The 19,996-nt window shown below is 38.4% G+C and carries 16 protein-coding genes and 1 other annotated feature; of the genes, 4 read left to right on the top strand and 12 right to left on the bottom strand.

Translation table 11 applies throughout. The annotated features are described in order from the left end of the window. Positions 1 to 8 precede the first annotated feature (8 nt). From HMPREF3270_RS09270 to HMPREF3270_RS09280, 3 genes are all read left to right on the top strand, one after another. Positions 9 to 1,028 carry a choloylglycine hydrolase family protein gene (locus HMPREF3270_RS09270; RefSeq protein ID WP_070848487.1) on the top strand — a complete coding sequence of 340 codons (1,020 nt, stop codon included), beginning with the start codon at positions 9 to 11 and terminating at the stop codon, positions 1,026 to 1,028. 1 nt (position 1,029) lies between these two features. Further along, positions 1,030 to 1,221 carry a hypothetical protein gene (locus HMPREF3270_RS09275; protein WP_002481341.1) on the top strand — a complete coding sequence of 64 codons (192 nt, stop codon included), beginning with the start codon at positions 1,030 to 1,032 and terminating at the stop codon, positions 1,219 to 1,221. Between the two features lie 78 nt (positions 1,222 to 1,299). After that, the gene (locus tag HMPREF3270_RS09280) at positions 1,300 to 1,491 is read left to right on the top strand and encodes a hypothetical protein (RefSeq protein WP_002481340.1); all 192 of its coding nucleotides are present in this window, start codon (positions 1,300 to 1,302) and stop codon (positions 1,489 to 1,491) included. Positions 1,492 to 1,600: 109 nt separating this feature from the next. Here HMPREF3270_RS09280 and HMPREF3270_RS09285 read toward each other — a convergent pair whose 3' ends face one another. Further along, positions 1,601 to 2,788 (bottom strand): glycine C-acetyltransferase, encoded by a 1,188-nt coding sequence (locus HMPREF3270_RS09285; protein WP_023016308.1) that lies wholly within the window; start codon positions 2,786 to 2,788, stop codon positions 1,601 to 1,603. A gap of 215 nt (positions 2,789 to 3,003) precedes the next feature. On the opposite strand from HMPREF3270_RS09285, the gene HMPREF3270_RS09290 reads away from it, so the two are divergent. Continuing rightward, on the top strand, positions 3,004 to 4,185 hold the full coding sequence (locus tag HMPREF3270_RS09290; protein ID WP_070848488.1) for a M20 family metallopeptidase: 1,182 nt from the start codon (positions 3,004 to 3,006) through the stop codon (positions 4,183 to 4,185). 155 nt (positions 4,186 to 4,340) lie between these two features. On the opposite strand, the gene tuf is transcribed toward HMPREF3270_RS09290, so the two are convergent. The 11 genes from tuf to rplA form a co-directional block, all read right to left on the bottom strand. Next, on the bottom strand, positions 4,341 to 5,528 hold the full coding sequence (gene tuf, locus HMPREF3270_RS09295; RefSeq protein WP_002481337.1) for an elongation factor Tu: 1,188 nt from the start codon (positions 5,526 to 5,528) through the stop codon (positions 4,341 to 4,343). Positions 5,529 to 5,716: 188 nt separating this feature from the next. Beyond that, the gene (fusA, locus tag HMPREF3270_RS09300; protein WP_002481336.1) at positions 5,717 to 7,798 is read right to left on the bottom strand and encodes an elongation factor G; all 2,082 of its coding nucleotides are present in this window, start codon (positions 7,796 to 7,798) and stop codon (positions 5,717 to 5,719) included. Positions 7,799 to 7,910: 112 nt separating this feature from the next. Then, complete coding sequence (rpsG, locus tag HMPREF3270_RS09305) at positions 7,911 to 8,381, bottom strand: 30S ribosomal protein S7 (protein WP_002481335.1); 471 nt, start codon at positions 8,379 to 8,381, stop codon at positions 7,911 to 7,913. Between the two features lie 70 nt (positions 8,382 to 8,451). Then, positions 8,452 to 8,865 (bottom strand): 30S ribosomal protein S12, encoded by a 414-nt coding sequence (gene rpsL / locus HMPREF3270_RS09310; protein ID WP_002481334.1) that lies wholly within the window; start codon positions 8,863 to 8,865, stop codon positions 8,452 to 8,454. A 97-nt stretch (positions 8,866 to 8,962) separates the two neighbouring features. Continuing rightward, a complete protein-coding gene (locus tag HMPREF3270_RS09315; RefSeq protein WP_002481333.1) occupies positions 8,963 to 9,217 on the bottom strand; it encodes a ribosomal L7Ae/L30e/S12e/Gadd45 family protein in 255 nt (84 codons plus the stop codon). A 228-nt stretch (positions 9,218 to 9,445) separates the two neighbouring features. Beyond that, complete coding sequence (gene rpoC, locus HMPREF3270_RS09320) at positions 9,446 to 13,057, bottom strand: DNA-directed RNA polymerase subunit beta' (RefSeq protein WP_226956325.1); 3,612 nt, start codon at positions 13,055 to 13,057, stop codon at positions 9,446 to 9,448. Positions 13,058 to 13,254: 197 nt separating this feature from the next. Then, a complete protein-coding gene (gene rpoB / locus HMPREF3270_RS09325; protein ID WP_023016305.1) occupies positions 13,255 to 16,806 on the bottom strand; it encodes a DNA-directed RNA polymerase subunit beta in 3,552 nt (1,183 codons plus the stop codon). A gap of 221 nt (positions 16,807 to 17,027) precedes the next feature. Beyond that, entirely contained in the window at positions 17,028 to 17,633 is a 606-nt protein-coding gene (locus tag HMPREF3270_RS09330) for a class I SAM-dependent methyltransferase (protein WP_002481330.1), read from the bottom strand. A gap of 281 nt (positions 17,634 to 17,914) precedes the next feature. After that, positions 17,915 to 18,283 (bottom strand): 50S ribosomal protein L7/L12, encoded by a 369-nt coding sequence (gene rplL / locus HMPREF3270_RS09335; protein ID WP_002481329.1) that lies wholly within the window; start codon positions 18,281 to 18,283, stop codon positions 17,915 to 17,917. 44 nt (positions 18,284 to 18,327) lie between these two features. Continuing rightward, complete coding sequence (gene rplJ / locus HMPREF3270_RS09340; protein ID WP_002481328.1) at positions 18,328 to 18,831, bottom strand: 50S ribosomal protein L10; 504 nt, start codon at positions 18,829 to 18,831, stop codon at positions 18,328 to 18,330. A 45-nt stretch (positions 18,832 to 18,876) separates the two neighbouring features. Continuing rightward, positions 18,877 to 19,022 (bottom strand) — a sequence feature (ribosomal protein L10 leader region). Between the two features lie 141 nt (positions 19,023 to 19,163). Further along, complete coding sequence (gene rplA / locus HMPREF3270_RS09345) at positions 19,164 to 19,859, bottom strand: 50S ribosomal protein L1 (RefSeq protein WP_002481327.1); 696 nt, start codon at positions 19,857 to 19,859, stop codon at positions 19,164 to 19,166. Positions 19,860 to 19,996 lie beyond the last annotated feature (137 nt).

Raw genomic sequence — 19,996 nt, forward strand, 5'->3', positions numbered from 1 at the left:
TGATACATATGTGTACGAGCTTTACCTTTACTTCACAATACGACACAACTTACTTAGCACGGACCATGGACTTTGCGTTTGAACTGAAAGCTTTTCCTAAAGTTATCCCAAGAAACTATCAGTGGGAAACAACTTATGGACAAACCTTCACTTTTGACTATGGTTTTGTAGGCAGTGCGATGAAAATAGACGATGTAATGTTCGCAGATGGCATCAATGAAAAAGGTCTTTCTATCGCAATTTTAAACAACAATGGCTTTGCGACATATAAGCCTGCACCCGCTTCACATCATATTAATTTAGGTCCAGAATCATTCATTATGTGGCTTTTAGGTACGAACGCATCCATCTCACATTTAAAAGAAACGATTGGTAATGTGAGGTTGATTGATGAACAAAACCCTGTACTTGGTAAAACACCTGCCTTTCATTTCATCGTCACTGATCAAACAGGTCAAAGTATTGTTCTTGTACCAAATGGTGGTAAACTGATTTTGAAAGATAATCCGGTACAAGTTCTGACTAATCACCCTGACTTAGAATGGCACTACCAGAATTTACAACAGTACATAGCTTTTAATACTGATTCATCAGCATCCATCACACTTGGTGATAAACAAGTAGATCCAATTCATGTCGAAACAAATACTGAAATATTGCCTGGAGGTTATACCTCGCCAGCACGTTTCGTTAAAACTGCTTATTTCCGTCAAATGATTGAAGATGCTGAAGACGACACGATGCGCTTAAATAACCTATTCAAATTATTAGACACTGTCAGTATTCCGAGAGGCATCGTACTCCACGAAGGGCAGCCTCATTATACGCAATATCAATGTATACTCGATTGCGAACACTTAACGTATTATTATAAAGACTATAACAGCTCAGATATTTATACGATTCAACTGACAGACGTCTTACTAGATTCAAAAGAAGAGAAAACATATGAAATTAAGCCACAATTAAATTTAAAAGATATCACCCTGTCACAACACGATTCACACCATGATGAAGGAGTAGATTAATATGTATGATGAACAATTTAAAAAAGAGTATCAAGCTGCTGTATGTGCTTATACTAAAAAGTTTAAAGAAGCTCCTAGTAGAATGCTTTTACGGGGTATGCCTGCTGAAGATGCTTTGGAACTTATGAAAGACTGTGTGAAAGATAACGAACCATTGGAAAAGTTTTATTTAGATAATCACTACTTGAGTTAAGTACGTTCGTGTATTCACTCAACGGATAAAATGAATATATACGACACCTCTGAATCAACCACAAAGGAATGAAAAACTATGTATGATGACAAATTGATTGATGCCTATGAAGCTGCTGAAAAAGCTTATGAGAAAAAATTTGGAGAACCACCAGGCAGAATGTTTTTGAGACAAATGACACTTGAAGAATCATTAGAACGCATTGAACAATGCATCAAAGATAACGAACCATTAGAGAAGTTTTATCTTGATCATAGATATATCACTTAAACAATAAAAGAAATGACTCAGCTAAGTATCTAATAGACTAATTTCTAAAATAAAAGCGGAACCGTTCAAATAACTGAACAGTTCCGCTTCATTGTTTATATAAAGCTACTTAGATTACGCCAAGTTCTTTACCTACTTTTTTATACGCCTCAAGTGCTTCATCTAACATTTCTTTAGTATGTGCAGCTGTAGGCATATTACGTACACGTCCTGTACCACGTGGTACTGTTGGGAAGACGATAGATTTCACATAAACTCCTTCGTCTTTTAGACGTTTACTGAATTCTTGTGTTTGTTTTTCATCACCAATAATTACAGGTGTGATTGGTGTTTCTGATTCACCAATATCATAACCTAGTTCTTTTAAGCCGTCTTTAAGATAATTCGCATTTTCCCAAAGTTTGTCATGCAGTTCTGTAGAATCCATAAGTTTACGTACAGCGGCAGTAATCGCTGCTGAAGATTCTGGTGTTAAAGATGTTGAGAATAAGAATGGACGTGATTGTACTTTCAACCAGTCGATTAACTCTTGTGTCCCAGCGACATAACCGCCGACCACTCCAATTGCTTTAGATAATGTACCGATTTGGAAATCGATTTTATCTTGTAAACCGAAGTGTTTTACTGTGCCAGCACCTTTACCCATAACACCTGATCCGTGCGCATCATCGACATAAGTGATTAAGTCAAACTCTTCCGCAATCTCAACGATTTCAGGTAACTTTGCTACGTCACCATCCATACTGAACACACCATCAGTGATATACATCACTTTATTGTATTGACCTGATTCTACAGCTTCTTTCGCTTTTTGACGTAAGTCGTCCATATCTGAATGATTTACGCGAATAATTTTAGCTTTAGATAAGCGGCAACCATCGATAATAGAGGCATGGTTTAACTCATCTGAAAGAATCGCATCATTTTTATTCATAACCGCAGAAATTGCTGCCATATTACAATTAAAACCAGATTGATATGCAATCGCTGCTTCTGTTCCTTTAAATTCAGCTAATGTGTTTTCTAAAGTTTCATGAACATCAAGTGTACCGTTGATTGTACGTACTGCACCTGCACCGACACCATAATGATCGATTGCTTCTTTCGCAACTTTTTTCAAGTCTTCGTCTGTTGCTAAACCTAAGTAGTTGTTTGAAGAAAGATTGATATACTTTTCGCCGTTGATTGTAATTTCCGGTCCATTTGCCCCTTCGACAATATCAATCTCGTTGTATAATCCATTATCCTTTAAATATTGAATGTTTTCGTCTAAAAAACCATGTAATGATTGAACCATTGGTTGATTATCCCCCTTGTGTTAGATTACATATATCATAACGTATTTTATTATAATAGAAAAGTTAACACTGATTAGTTATTTTGAAAAAACAAAATTTTGTATATTAAAAGGTCGAAATGACGCGTTATTTTAACATGAACGTTTTAAGTTTATTCTGTGGAACGCGTGCTATAATAAGGACATCTATATTAATTACAGAAGAGGTGAATACCATGTTGAATTGGTATCAACTTGCGCACGATAAAGAAAAAACTATGATTCAACTCAGAAGACATCTTCATCAATATCCTGAGTTATCGTTTGAAGAACATAACACCCACGACTATATCGTTAATCAGCTCGAACAATTAGACTGTACGATTCGTAGACCTGTAGGAAAAAACGGTATTGTCGCAACATTTAAAGGCCAAGGCGAAGGCCCGACAGTCGCCTTACGTGCTGACTTCGATGCCCTTCCGATTACTGAACTGAACGACAAACCTTACCGTTCTAAAAATGAAGGATGTATGCATGCGTGCGGTCACGATGGCCATACTGCGATTCTTTTAGGCGTTGCTCAAATAATTAATGAACATTTAGCACATTTAAAAGGCAACGTTGTATTAATCTTTCAATATGGTGAAGAAATTGTTCCTGGCGGCGCCCAACAAATGATTGATGATGGTGCTTTAGAAGGTGTAGACAGTGTTTACGGCAACCACCTATGGAGTGGTTATCCCACAGGCATCATTTATTCACGCCCAGGCGCCATGATGGCTTCACCTGATGAATTTACCGTTACCATTCAAGGTCAAGGCGGTCACGGTGCTAAACCGCATGAAACGATTGACCCGATTGTGATATTAGCTGAATTTATTCTAAGCGCACAAAAAATCGTTTCACGTACGGTCGATCCGATTAAACAAGCTGTGGTTACTTTCGGAATGATTCAAGCCGGTTCATCAGATAGTGTGATCCCCGACTCTGCGATGTGTCGCGGTACAGTGCGCACATTTGATTCTGAGCTCCAAACACATATCATGAATAAACTTGATAAGCTTCTACAAGGGCTTGCGCTTGCGAATGATATTGAATACACAATGGATTATGAACGTGGCTATGTCCCTGTGCATAATAATGAACAAGCTTATGAAACAGTTAAGCAAGCCGCTCATGATATGAATTTACGCTTTACTGAAGCAGATATGATGATGGTGGGCGAAGATTTCTCAGCTTATCAACGTGTGAGACCTGGCGCTTTCTTTCTAACAGGATGTGGTAATGTGCAAAAAGGTACAGACTACCCTCACCATAATCCTTACTTTGATATTGATGAAGCTGCATTGAAATACGCAGCTGCCGAGTTCTTAAAAATATTAGAATTAGAAAATGTTTTATCTTCTGAACGTCTTTAAATCAAAACAAAAATGCGTACACATGTAGAAATGATGTGTACGCATTTTTTATGTTAAACAACACACGACTGAGCGTATCAATAGAAAAATATGTAAAAAAAGAGCCCCTCAAAAGAGGAGCTCTCTATTAAAAATCAACTTAAGTTAAGTCGAAATTATGCTTGGATTTCAGTAACAACGCCTGATCCTACAGTACGTCCACCTTCACGGATAGAGAAACGAGTACCGTCTTCAATCGCGATTGGAGCGATTAATTCAACAGTCATTTCTACGTTATCGCCAGGCATAACCATTTCAGTACCTTCTGGTAAGTGAACAACGCCAGTTACGTCAGTAGTACGGAAGTAGAATTGTGGGCGGTAGTTAGTGAAGAATGGAGTATGACGTCCACCTTCTTCTTTAGATAAAACGTAAACATCAGCTTTGAATTTTGTGTGTGGAGTAATAGAGCCAGGAGCTGCTAATACTTGTCCACGTTGTACGTCTTCACGTGCAACACCACGTAATAAAGCACCGATGTTGTCACCAGCTTCAGCGTAGTCTAATAATTTACGGAACATTTCTACACCTGTAACTGTTGTTTTCTTGCTTTCTTCAGTGATACCGATGATTTCAACTTCTTCACCGACTTTGATTTGACCACGTTCAACACGGCCTGTTGCTACAGTACCACGACCAGTGATTGAGAATACGTCCTCAACTGGCATCATGAATGGTTTATCAGAGTCACGTTCTGGAGTTGGGATGTAGTCATCTACAGCTTGCATTAAGTCTAAGATTTTTTGTTCGTATTCTGGGTCGCCTTCTAAAGCTTTTAATGCAGAACCAACGATAACTGGTACATCGTCACCAGGGAAGTCGTATTCAGATAATAAGTCACGAACTTCCATTTCAACTAATTCTAATAATTCTTCGTCGTCAACCATGTCAGCTTTGTTTAAGAATACAACTAAAGCTGGTACACCAACGTTACGTGATAATAAGATGTGTTCACGAGTTTGTGGCATTGGACCATCTGCAGCAGATACTACTAAGATACCGCCGTCCATTTGAGCAGCACCAGTGATCATGTTTTTAACATAGTCAGCGTGTCCTGGGCAGTCAACGTGAGCATAGTGACGTTTGTCAGTTTGATACTCGATGTGTGAAGTATTGATTGTAATACCACGTTCTTTTTCTTCTGGAGCGTTGTCAATCATGTCGTATGATTGTGCTACAGTGTCACCATTTTTTGCTAATACAGTTGCGATTGCAGCTGTTAATGTTGTTTTACCATGGTCAACGTGACCGATAGTACCAATATTGGCATGTTCTTTTGAGCGATCGAATTTTTCTTTAGCCATTATGAAATCTCTCCTCTTCTTGTTAAAAAGTTATTTAAATTATCTCTCATGATAGTTTCTCACCATCATGAGAGCTTTATTGTTAAGTTGTATAAAGGACTAATTCCTTTATAAAGCATTTTCCGCAAAAAATCAATTCAGGAGACCTGTCAAGTCAGTTCTTGTGCAAGTTCCTAAAGGGAATTTAATTATTCACCTTTATTTTTCTTGATGATTTCTTCAGAAATTGATTTAGGTACTTCTTCATAGTGATCGAAGTACATAGTGTAAGTACCGCGACCTTGAGTGTTAGAACGTAATGAAGTTGCGTAACCGAACATTTCTGAAAGTGGTACGAATGCACGAACCATTTGAGCGTTACCACGAGGTTCCATACCATCAACACGTCCACGACGAGCTGTTACGTCACCCATGATGTCACCCATGTATTCTTCAGGCATTAAGATTTCAACTTTCATCATTGGTTCTAAGATTACTGGATCTGCAACTTTAGCAGCTTCTTTAAGTGCTAATGAAGCAGCGATTTTGAAGGCCATTTCAGATGAATCGACATCATGGTAAGAACCATCGTAAAGTTTAGCTTTAACGTCGATTAATGGATAACCAGCTAATACACCGTTTTCCATAGCATCTTTAAGACCAGCTTCAACTGATGGAATGTATTCACGTGGAACTACACCACCAACGATAGCGTTTTCGAATTCGAATCCTGCGCCAACTTCGTTTGGTGTGAATTCAATGTGAACATCACCGTATTGACCACGACCACCAGATTGACGAGAGAATTTACCTTGAACTTTAGCTGGTGTTTTGAATGTTTCACGGTATGAAACCATTGGCGCACCAACGTTAGCTTCAACGTTAAATTCTTTTTTCATACGGTCTACAAGAATATCTAAGTGAAGCTCACCCATACCGCCGATGATAACTTGTCCAGTTTCTTCATCAGTGTGTGCATGGAATGTTGGGTCTTCTTCTTGTAATTTAACTAAAGCTTGAGTCATTTTATCTTGGTCAGCTTTAGATTTTGGTTCTACTGACAAGTGAATAACAGGTTCTGGGAATTCCATTGATTCCAAGATAATGTCATTTTTCTCACCACATAAAGTGTCACCAGTACCAGTTTCTTTAAGACCTACCGCAGCTGCGATATCGCCTGAGTAAACTGTGCTGATTTCTTTACGAGTGTTCGCGTGCATTTGTAGTAAACGACCTACACGTTCACGTTTGTCTTTAGTAGAGTTTTTCACGTATGAACCAGAGTTCATAGTACCTGAGTACACACGGAAGAATGTTAATTTACCAACGTAAGGGTCAGTCATAACTTTGAATGCTAATGCAGCGAATTCTGCATCATCATCTGCTCTAGCAACGATTTCTTCATCAGGATTGCTAGCACGGTGACCAATGATTGGTTTAACATCTAATGGTGATGGTAGGTAATCAATTACAGCGTCAAGCATTAATTGAACACCTTTGTTTTTGAATGCAGTACCGCAAAGTACTGGGTAGAATTCGATATCTAAAGTAGCTTGACGGATTGCTGCTTTCAATTCGTCAACTGAAATTTCTTCACCTTCAAGATATTTTTCCATTAAGTCTTCGTTAACTTCTGCAACTGATTCGATTAATGTTTCGCGAGCTTCAGCTGCTTTCGCTTTGTAGTCTTCTGGAATTTCGATTTCTACGACTTCTTCACCGAATTCACCATTGTATTGGAAACATTTCATTGTAACTAAGTCAATGATTGCTTCGAATTCGTCTTCAGCACCGATTGGTAATTGAACAGCTTGAGCGTTTGCATCCAAACGATCATGTAAAGTGCTTACTGCGTATTCGAAGTTCGCACCGATTTTGTCCATTTTGTTTACGAATACGATACGAGGAACTCCATAAGTTGTAGCTTGACGCCAAACTGTTTCAGTTTGTGGTTCAACACCTGATTGAGCATCAAGTACTGTAACCGCACCGTCAAGTACACGTAATGAACGTTCAACCTCAACTGTGAAGTCTACGTGTCCTGGTGTATCGATAATGTTGACACGGTAATCATGCCATTGTGCAGTTGTTGCTGCTGATGTGATTGTGATACCACGGTCTTGTTCTTGTTCCATCCAGTCCATTTGTGCCCCACCATCGTGAGTTTCACCAATTTTGTGGATACGACCTGTGTAAAACAAGATACGTTCAGTTGTAGTTGTTTTACCAGCGTCAATGTGGGCCATGATACCAATGTTACGAGTTTTTTCCAAAGAAAAGTCTCTAGCCATTGTATTTTTTCTCCTTCCAGTAATTACTTGAGTAAATACTTTGAATATGGCGATGCCCTAAGCATGCCTTGGAATATACCATTTGAACACGCTCAGGGTTAAACCTTGAATCTTACCAGCGGTAATGAGCGAATGCTTTGTTCGCTTCAGCCATTTTGTGTACATCTTCACGTTTCTTAACTGCGCCACCTGTATTGTTAGCTGCATCTAAGATTTCGTTAGCTAAACGTTCTTCCATAGTTTTTTCACCACGAAGACGTGAATAGTTAACTAACCAACGTAAACCTAAAGTCGTACGACGCTCTGGACGTACTTCTACAGGTACTTGATAGTTAGAGCCACCTACACGGCGTGCTTTAACTTCTAATACTGGCATGATATTGTTAATTGCTTCATCGAATACTTCCATTGCATCACGACCACTGCGTTCTTGTACAAGGTCAAATGCTGAATAAAGAATTCTTTGAGCTGTTCCGCGCTTACCATCTAACATGATTTTGTTAATCAATTTAGTCACTAACTTAGAGTTGTGAATTGGATCTGGTAAGACGTCTCTTTTTGGTACTGATCCTTTACGAGGCATAATCAGAGTCCTCCCTTCATATTATAGTATAATCTCAAAATTTATCTCGAAAATTTACGTAATCTTAAACTTATTTTTTAGGACGTTTTGTACCGTATAATGAACGGCTTTGCATACGACCTTCTACACCTGAAGTATCAAGTGCACCACGAACGATATGGTAACGCACACCAGGTAAGTCTTTTACACGACCTCCACGTACAAGTACAACACTGTGTTCTTGTAAGTTATGGCCGATACCAGGAATATATGCGTTTACTTCGATGTTGTTTGATAAACGAACACGAGCATATTTACGTAACGCTGAGTTAGGTTTTTTAGGTGTCATTGTGCCAACACGAGTACATACGCCACGTTTTTGTGGTGAGTTCAAGTCAGTAAATTGTTTTCTCATACTGTTAAAACCTTTGTTCAAAGCTGGTGAATCTGATTTCTTAGCTTTGCTTTTTCTTGGTTTACGTACTAATTGGTTAATAGTAGGCATTTAAGATGTCCTCCTCTCCTGTTTTATAATCCCACACATCCAGGTGGTTCATTTTTAGGTTAAATAAAATTTAGTAAGCGCAATTACTTACTAATTCTCATTTCAATAGAGCAACGACTGCTGCATCTACGTTGATACCTGCATATTCTCCTAAAGCTTTTTTGCTTTCGAAAAATGAAACAGGAATATCGCTATGATTGATCTTACTTAACACGTCTGACAGCAAATAAACTTCAACGTCTTGAGCAATAATCAATGATGTAACTTGGTTCTTCTTGAGTGCTTTGAGCGTCTCTTTCAAACCAACAACCTTATGGTGTTTGTTTAAGCGTGCAACTTTTTCATTAGACATTGATTATCCTCCAAAGTTCTGCTTACATCAACCTTTATAATAGTAACACTTTCCATAGGTTGCGTCAACACAATTATTTAATATAATGCTGACTTTTTTAATGATAACAAATTCGGTGAAAATTTCAACAGATATCCTTAATCCTCTCTGTATTTCAAAGAATAGAAAAGCCAATACCGGCTTTCTAATTCAGAAAGTGGTATTGGCTGATTTATAATCTAAAGTTTATTATTGCGGTGTATTTGTATCCGCTGCAAGTTCCTCAACTGCTTCTTTCACTTGAGGGTCGATATGTTTTTCGTATTTAGCTTCGCTATAACGTCTCATACCTGTACCTGCAGGAATCAATTTACCGATAATAACGTTCTCTTTAAGACCAAGTAAGTCATCGCGTTTACCTTTGATGGCTGCATCTGTAAGAACACGAGTTGTTTCTTGGAATGATGCTGCTGATAAGAAGCTTTCTGTTTCAAGAGACGCTTTCGTAATACCAAGCAATACTGGTTTTGCAGTTGCTGGACGTTTGCGGTCTTTGAATGCTTCTCTGTTTGCATCTGTAAAGTTGTGGATGTCTACTAATGAACCTGGTAATAGTTTTGTATCACCAGCTTCAATGATACGTACTTTACGTAACATTTGACGAACCATAACCTCAACGTGTTTATCGTCGATTTCTACACCTTGCATACGGTAAACTTTTTGAACTTCTTTAAGCAAGTAGCTTTCTGTCGCATTTAAGCCTGCTACTGATAAGTAGTTCTTAGGTTCGATAGAACCTTCAGTTAAGACTTCACCACGTTCAACGTGTTGGCCTTTTTCAACTTTAAGACGTGAAGTACCTGAAGCAAGATAAGATCTTGTTTCGTTAGCACCTTTGATCACGATTTCTTGTTGACGGTCTTTCGCAAGTTTGATGTCTTCGACTGTACCTTCAATGTCAGTAATAACTGCTTGACCTTTAGGGTTACGTGCTTCGAAGATCTCTTGGATACGTGGAAGACCTTGAGTGATATCGCTTCCGGCTACCCCACCTGTATGGAAGGTACGCATTGTAAGCTGTGTACCTGGTTCACCGATAGATTGTGCTGCGATTGTACCAACCGCTTCACCCACTTCAACTTTTTCACCAGTCGCAAGGTTTTTACCGTAACATTTTTCACATACACCATGACGTGTATTACATGTAAATGCTGAACGGATGTACATTTGTTCAATGCCTGCATCAGTGATGCGTTTTGCGATTTCTGGTGTAATCAATTGATCTGGTTTCACAAGAACTTCATCAGTTTCTGGATGACGTACCGTTTCTTTAGAGTAACGGCCTTCAATACGTTCGATGAATGGTTCGATCATTTCTGTACCTTCTTTGATGTCAGATACAAGTAGACCACGGTCAGTTCCGCAATCTTCTTCACGAACGATAACATCTTGCGCAACGTCAACAAGACGACGAGTAAGGTAACCTGAATCGGCAGTTTTAAGTGCTGTATCGGCAAGACCTTTACGCGCACCGTGAGTAGAGATGAAGTACTCTAACACTGTTAAACCTTCACGGAATGAAGATGTGATTGGTAACTCGATGATTTTACCAGATGGTGCGGCCATCAGACCACGCATACCAGCTAACTGAGTAAAGTTAGATGCGTTACCACGGGCACCAGAGTCACTCATCATGAAGATTGGGTTCGTTTTTTCTAGGGATTTCATCAATTTACCTTGAATTTCATCCTTAGCATCTGTCCAAATTTCAACGACAGCATTGTAACGTTCTTCTTCAGTGATTAAACCACGGTTATATTGTTTTTGAACACGTTCAACTAATTTTTCGTGTTCATCTAAGATTTCTTGTTTATCAGGTAATACCACGATGTCAGATACACCAACAGTGATACCTGCTTTAGAAGAGTATTTGAAACCTAAGTCTTTCATACGGTCAAGCATCATTGATGTATCAGTAATGCTGAAGCGATTGAACACTTCTGCAATGATATTTCCTAAGAATTTTTTGTTGAATGGTTCAACAAGTTCTTGGTCTTCAAAGTATGCTTTTAAGCCGCCTTCGCCTAATTCGCTTGCGCTGACGAAGTATTTATCAGGTGTTTTATCTTCTAAGTTTGTTTGAGACGGTTCATTAATATAAGCAAATGAATCCGGAATGATTTCGTTAAAGATTACTTTACCGACAGTTGTCGTCAAGATCTTACGATTTTGTTCTTCAGTGAATGTAGGGTTATTGAATGAACCTGCATGTACACCAATACGTGTATGCAAGTGTACATAACCATTTTGGTATGCTTTCAATACTTCATTTGCATCGTTAAAGATTGCACCTGTATTCACTGCATCTTTACGTTCTAAAGTAAGGTAATAGTTACCAAGTACCATATCTTGTGATGGTGTAACAACTGGTTTACCATCTTTAGGGTTCAAGATGTTTTGAGCTGCAAGCATTAACATACGTGCTTCTGCTTGTGCTTCTTTAGATAAAGGTACGTGAACGGCCATTTGGTCACCATCGAAGTCAGCGTTATAAGCTGTTGTTACCAATGGATGTAAACGAATCGCACGGCCTTCAACTAATGTTGGTTCGAACGCTTGGATACCTAGTCTGTGCAATGTTGGAGCACGGTTAAGGAGTACTGGGTGTTCTTTGATAACGTCTTCTAAAACATCCCATACTTCATCTTCCATACGTTCAATTTTGCTTTTCGCATTTTTGATGTTTGTCGCAATTTCGCGTTGAACTAATTCTTTCATTACGAAAGGTTTGAATAATTCTAACGCCATTTCTTTAGGTAGACCACATTGATACATTTTAAGTCCTGGACCTACTGCGATAACAGAACGACCAGAGTAGTCAACACGTTTACCTAATAAGTTTTGACGGAAACGACCTTGTTTACCTTTCAACATATGTGAAAGTGATTTTAATGGACGGTTACCTGGACCAGTTACTGGACGGCCACGACGACCATTATCGATTAATGCGTCTACTGCTTCTTGCAACATACGTTTTTCGTTTTGAACGATAATACCAGGCGCACCTAAGTCTAATAAACGTTTCAAACGGTTATTACGGTTGATAACACGACGGTATAAGTCGTTCAAGTCACTTGTCGCAAAACGTCCGCCGTCTAATTGAACCATTGGACGGATTTCTGGTGGGATAATTGGAAGTACATCCAAAATCATCCATGAAGGTTCGTTACCAGAGTTTCTGAATGATTCAACAACTTCTAAACGTTTGATTGCACGAGTCAATCTTTGTCCAGTTGCTGATTCTAATTCAGTACGTAAGTCTTTCAACTCTTCATCTAAGTCAATTTCAGATAATAGGTCTTTAATACCTTCAGCACCCATTTTCGCTACGAATTGACCAGGGAATTTATCATAATAGTCTCTGAATTCTGCTTCAGAAAGTAATGATTTTTTCTCAAGACCTGTTGGGCCTGGATCAACCACAACATATGAAGCGAAGTATATAACTTCTTCAAGTGATCTTGGAGACATATCTAATAGTAGACCCATACGACTTGGGATACCTTTGAAGTACCAAATGTGTGAAACTGGTGCCGCAAGTTCAATGTGGCCCATTCTTTCACGACGTACTTTTGATTTCGTTACTTCAACGCCGCAACGGTCACAAACCATGCCTTTATAACGTACACGTTTGTACTTACCGCAACTACATTCCCAGTCTTTTGTAGGTCCGAAAATTCTTTCACAGAATAAACCATCTTTTTCAGGTTTCAAAGTACGATAGTTGATTGTTTCAGGTTTCTTAACTTCACCGTATGACCATGAACGAATCTTTTCAGGTGAAGCAAGGCCGATTTTCATATAATGGAAATTATTTACATCAATCAAGGAGCCTACCTCCTTCAATTTAGATTAGCTGTGCTATTTGATTGATAAATGATCAATAAATTGAGAAATATTAAAGGTGCATAAAGGCAATGCAGTACATTGCCTAATGCAGCCTTGCAATATTTGAATTTTTAACATTACGCTATTTGCTTATTGAACACCGAAATGAATTAGTCAGTTGTTTCTTTTTGTGATTCAGGAATTGAAGATTGTTGGATGTTTACTTTATGATCGTGCACATCGTCTTCATCCATATCTGACATTTCAATTTCTTTATCATTTTCATCCATGACTTTAACATCAAGACCTAAACTTTGTAATTCTTTCATCAATACGCGGAATGATTCCGGAACACTTGGTCTAGAGATGTTTTCACCTTTAACGATCGCTTCATAAGTTTTTACACGACCTACAGTGTCATCAGATTTATAAGTTAGGATTTCTTGCAATGTGTATGCAGCACCATAAGCTTCAAGTGCCCATACCTCCATCTCACCGAAACGTTGTCCACCGAATTGTGCTTTACCACCAAGTGGTTGTTGTGTAACAAGTGAGTATGGTCCAGTTGAACGCGCATGTAATTTGTCGTCAACCATGTGTGCAAGTTTCAACATGTACATTACACCAACAGAGATACGGTTATCGAATGGTTCACCTGTACGTCCATCATATAATACAGTTTTACCATCTCTTGCCATACCTGCTTCTTCGATCGTAGACCATACATCATCATCGTTGGCACCATCGAATACTGGTGAAGCTACATGGATTCCTAAGTTTTTAGCCGCCATACCTAAGTGTAATTCAAGTACTTGTCCGATGTTCATACGTGATGGTACACCTAGTGGGTTTAACATGATATCGATTGGTGTGCCGTCTGGTAAGTAAGGCATATCTTCTTCAGGAACAATCTTAGAGATAACCCCTTTGTTACCGTGACGACCGCACATTTTATCCCCAACGTGGATTTTACGTTTTTGAACGATGTAAACACGTACTAATTGGTTTACACCTGGAGATAATGAATCATCGCCATCTTCACGATTGAAGACTTTGACATCTAGTACGATACCGCCTGCACCATGTGGTACACGTAATGACGTATCACGAACTTCACGTGCTTTTTCACCGAAGATTGCGTGTAATAAACGTTCCTCAGCAGTTAATTCAGTTACACCTTTAGGTGTTACTTTACCAACTAAGATGTCGCCATCTTTCACTTCTGCACCTACATAAACGATACCGCGTTCATCTAAGTTTTTAAGTGCGCTTTCAGCAACGTTAGGAATGTCACGTGTAATTTCTTCAGGTCCAAGTTTTGTATCACGTGCTTCAGATTCATATTCTTCAATATGAATAGAAGTATAAACGTCATCTTTAACAAGACGTTCACTCATGATAACAGCATCCTCGTAGTTATAACCGTCCCAAGTCATGAATCCGACTACTACGTTACGTCCAAGTGCCATCTCACCAAGTTCCATTGAAGGACCATCTGCTAAGATTTCACCTTGAGATACAACGTCGCCGACTTTAACGATTGGGCGTTGGTTGTAACAAGTACCTGAGTTAGAACGTTTGAATTTAGCTAATCTATACGCATCTACTTCGCCTTCGTATTCTTGACCATCTTCTTCAATAATACGACGTACTTTAATTTCATTAGATTCTACATGTTCTACACGACCAAAATGCTTGTTGATTACAGCAGCACCTGAGTCACGTGCAGCCACATGTTCCATACCTGTACCTACGAATGGAGATTCAGGGTTCATCAATGGTACTGCTTGACGTTGCATGTTCGCACCCATTAACGCACGGTTAGAGTCATCGTTTTCTAAGAATGGGATACATGCTGTCGCTGCAGATACAACTTGTTTAGGAGAAACGTCCATATAGTCCATTTTCTCTCTATCCATAGTTGTGTTGTTACCACGGAAACGACAAACGATTTCTTCGTCTAAGAAACGACCTTCGTCATCTAAACGTGAGTTCGCTTGCGCAACAACATAGCTGTCTTCTTCGTCTGCAGTAAGGTAATCGATTTGATCTGTTACCGCATTTTTCTCATGGTCAACTTTACGATATGGTGTTTCAATGAAACCAAATTCATTAACACGCGCATAACTTGATAATGAGTTGATTAAACCGATGTTCGGACCCTCTGGTGTCTCGATTGGACACATACGGCCATAGTGAGAGTAATGCACGTCACGTACTTCCATTTGTGCACGTTCACGTGTTAAACCACCAGGTCCAAGTGCAGATAGACGACGTTTATGTGTCAACTCTGCTAATGGGTTCGCTTGGTCCATGAATTGTGATAATTGAGAGCTACCAAAGAATTCTTTGATAGATGCAATCACTGGACGAATGTTGATAAGTTGTTGTGGTGTAATAGAATCTGTATCTTGAATAGACATTCTTTCACGAACGACACGTTCCATTCTTGATAAACCGATTCTGAATTGGTTTTGAAGTAATTCGCCTACTGAACGTAAACGACGGTTACCTAAGTGGTCAATATCATCTGTTTGACCTACACCATACAATAAGTTGAAGAAGTAAGACATTGACGCAACAATGTCAGCTGGTGTAATACATTTCACTTCTGAATCAGGGAATGCATTACCGATAACTGTTGTTGTACGGCCTTCTTCATCATTCGGTACATAAATTTTAATTGATTGTGTTTCAACAGGTTCGTTTACGATGCTGTCATCTAACTCATCCACTTCGATGTTTGCGTTAGATTCTAAAACATCCATAATTTCGTCTAGTTTACGACGGTCTAAAACTGTGCCTTCTTCAGCAACAATTTCACCTGTTTCAGTATTAACAATCGGTTCAGCCAATTTTTGGTTGAATAAACGATGTTTCAAATGAAGTTTTTTGTTCATTTTATAGCGACCAACACTTGCTAAGTCATAACGTTTCGGATCGAAGAAACGAGAGTAAAGCAAGCTTTTCGCGTTTTCTACTGTAGGTGGTTCGCCAGGGCGTAAACGTTCATAAATTTCTAATAGTGCTTGATCTGTATTTTCAGTACCATCTTTTTCTAAAGTGTTACGTAGGTATTCGTTGTCACCTAATAAATCAATAATTGATTGATCAGTTGAATAACCTAAAGCACGTAATAATACAGTTAATGGTAATTTTCTTGTTCTATCGATACGAACATAAACGATGTCTTTCGCATCAGTTTCGAATTCTAACCAAGCACCACGGTTAGGAATTACTGTCGCATCATAGTTTTCACGACCATTTTTATCGATTTTTTCATTGAAGTATACGGATGGAGAACGAACTAATTGTGATACAATAACGCGCTCAGCACCATTGATCACGAAAGTACCTGTATCAGTCATTAATGGGAAATCACCCATGAAGACTTCTTGGTCTTTCACTTCTCCTGTTTCTTTGTTAATAAGACGCACTTTGACACGAAGAGGTGCAGCATAAGTTGCGTCGCGGTTCTTAGATTCCTCTAAATCGTATTTCGGTTCACCCAATCTATAATCTACAAATTCTAAAGAAAGGTTGCCTGTGAAGTCTTCGATTGGAGAAATGTCACGGAACATTTCTAATAAGCCTTCTTTTAAGAACCATTCATAAGATTTAGTTTGAATTTCAATAAGGTTTGGTAATTCTAAAACCTCAGAAATTCTCGCGTAATTTCTACGTTTACGATGTCTTCCATATTGGACAAATTTACCTGCCAAACAGATTCACCCCTCAAAAATTGTTCGAATGTCTCTTACATATTAAAATAAACAAAACGGTAACAAGACAAAAAGAAAACGGCAGCACACCCGATGACACCATTTTCTATTCTGCGTTATTAAAGATTTACTTTGTTATTTTATACGTAAAAGTACACACTTCTTGAACATAAATTTTTACATTCTATAACTATATCAGAAATTAATATGGTTGTCAATGGTTAACGCTTGCTTTTCAAAATGTAATACCCTTTCTCTTTGGTTAGGGTTTCTACATTACCAAAAACAGCTTCCATCTTCTTTTTCGCCGAAGGCATACCTTGCTTTTTCTGAATTACAACGTATAATTCACCTTCAGCTCTCAACTTCTCATGTGCGTCTTCTAAAATGCCATGAACCACTGACTTCCCTGCCCTGATTGGCGGGTTCGTCACGATCATGTCACAAGAATTATCCGGAACTTCAGCTAAACCATCACTCTCTTTTACAGTGACATTTTCAATATGGTTTTTCTCACTATTTTCTTTTGCTAAATCTAGTGCTCGGTGGTTCACATCCAACATAATAACATGGTGATGCGGAGATACTTTCGCAATCATCAAACCAATCGGTCCATAACCGCAACCCACATCAACAATCGTCTTCTTAGGTCCTGGTGGATGTTCTTTTAAAAACGTACGAACTAATAAATCTGAGCCAAAGTCTATTTTCCCTTTAGAAAATACACCTGCATCAGTCACTAGATTCAATTCATTTTGATGATAATGGTATTTAAATGTCTCTTTATGACTTTCAACTTTAGGATCTTTGTCATAATAATGACTCATGCTTACACCTCATTACTTTACATTAGAAGCTGTTCGAGTATACTCTTCCATTTCAACAAAGACAAGTCTACCCTTTACTTTAAGGATACACATTTCATCAGTCATTTGCTATAAATACCTTTCGTTCTATAATGAGTTGTACTCATTAGAAAAACCCCGTTAACTCAATAACGGGGTTTTCATTTCTCAAAGAATTCAGGCTGTGAAACTAAGTTTCACACATTAACAATGGTTATTAGCCTCGTTCTCTTTTCATTTAGTTATTGGCTGTGGCAATAGAATTATTTTAATTCTACAGTTGCGCCAACTTCTTCTAATGTTTCTTTAAGTTTTTCAGCTTCTTCTTTAGGTAAAGCTTCTTTGATTACTTTAGGAGCGTTGTCTACTAATTCTTTAGCGTCTTTCAATCCTAAACCAGTTGCGTCTTTAACAGCTTTAACAACTTTGATTTTAGATGAACCAGCTGAAGTTAACTCAACGTCAAATTCAGTTTTTTCTGCTGCTGCGTCTCCGCCGCCTGCTGCACCTGCTGCTGCTACTGGAGCTGCTGCAGTTACACCAAATTCTTCTTCGATTGCTTTTACTAAGTCATTTAATTCTAATACTGACATTTCTTTAATTGCTTCAATGATTTGTTCTTGATTAGCCATTATATATTTCCTCCATTTTTTAAATAATTAATTGTGTGTACTGATTATTCAGCACTTTCTTCTTCTTTAGATTCTCCAACTGCTTTAACCGCATAAGCGAAGTTGCGTACAGGAGCTTGTAATACAGAAAGTAACATAGAAACAAGACCGTCGTGTGATGGTAATGAACCAACAGTTTTAACTTCTTCTGCTGAGATAACGCTACCTTCCATTACGCCTGTTTTAATTTCTAAAGCTTCGTGATCTTTAGCAAATCCAGCGATAACTTTTGCAGGAGCAACTACATCATCAGTAGTTGTTGCAACAGCTGTTGGACCTGTTAAGAATTCGTCAAGACCTTCGATTCCCGCTTGTTCAGCAGCACGACGTAACATAGTGTTTTTGTAAACTTTGTACTCAACACCAGCTTCACGTAATTGTTTACGTAATTCTGTTACTTCTTCTACTGTTAAACCACGGTAATCTACGATTACTGTTGAAACAGAATTTTTAAGTTGATCAGCGATTTGTTCAACTAATTGTTTTTTCGCTTCAATAATTCCAGACATTTAGACACCTCCATACATATTTTGTTCGGTGCTTTTTTTGAGCTTTACCCAATAAAAAAAGCACTTTCACCCTACGGCAAAAAGTGCTTGAAAGTTTCATAGTTCACGTTCAAGTCAATTTTAGCCTCGGTAGGATCAAGTTTTAAGTTATCTCTAACTCCTACTGTCTTAGGTAAAATAATCACATTTATCAATATAACTGTTTCAATGTGATATGTCAATAAGTAATTAAAAAAACTAGAGAAAATATTTTCAGCTGTCTCAGATATGAATCGATACGATTGGCACTTTGCAACTTTTACATTTTCTCTAGTTCTTAAATTTCATTTATATTATAGTTTGAAGTTTGAAGTATCTACTTTAACACCAGGACCCATTGTAGTTGAAACTGCAACAGACTTGAAGTAAGTACCTTTAGCTGAAGCTGGTTTAGCTTTTGCTAATACATCTTGGATAGTGTTGAAGTTATCAACTAAATCCTCAGTACTGAATGATACTTTACCGATTGAAGCGTGGACGATACCAGCTTTCTCAGCACGGTATTCTACTTTACCTGCTTTGATTTCTTCAACCGCTTTTTTAACATCCATAGTTACTGTGCCAGTTTTAGGGTTAGGCATTAAACCTTTAGGTCCTAATACACGACCTAATTTACCAACTTCGCCCATCATGTCCGGTGTAGCTACAACTACATCGAAGTCGAACCAGCCTTGTTGGATTTTGTTAGCGTATTCTGATTCGCCTACGTAATCAGCGCCAGCTGCTTCTGCTTCAGCAGCTTTGTCACCTTTCGCGAATACTAATACACGTTGTGTTTTACCAGTACCGTGTGGTAATACTACTGCACCACGGATTTGCTGGTCATTTTTACGAGTATCGATACCTAAACGGAATGCTACTTCTACAGAAGCGTCGAAGTTTGCAACGCTAGTTTCTTTAGCTAAGCTGATTGCTTCTTCAACAGCGTAATAAGTATTACGGTCAACTTTTTTAGCAGCATCTAGATACTTTTTACCTTTTTTAGCCATTTATATTTCCTCCTTTAGTGGTTTTAGCGGAATGTCCTCCCACATTACTTGCTTATGCAAGTTAAGAGCAGATGACCTTGTGAGCTGTTCGCAATTTTTATTCATTGGATTAACTTTACTGTCATCTGCCATGTTTG

The sequence above is a fragment of the Staphylococcus sp. HMSC65H10 genome (assembly GCF_001839185.1).
In the GTDB taxonomy this organism is placed as follows: domain Bacteria; phylum Bacillota; class Bacilli; order Staphylococcales; family Staphylococcaceae; genus Staphylococcus; species Staphylococcus simulans.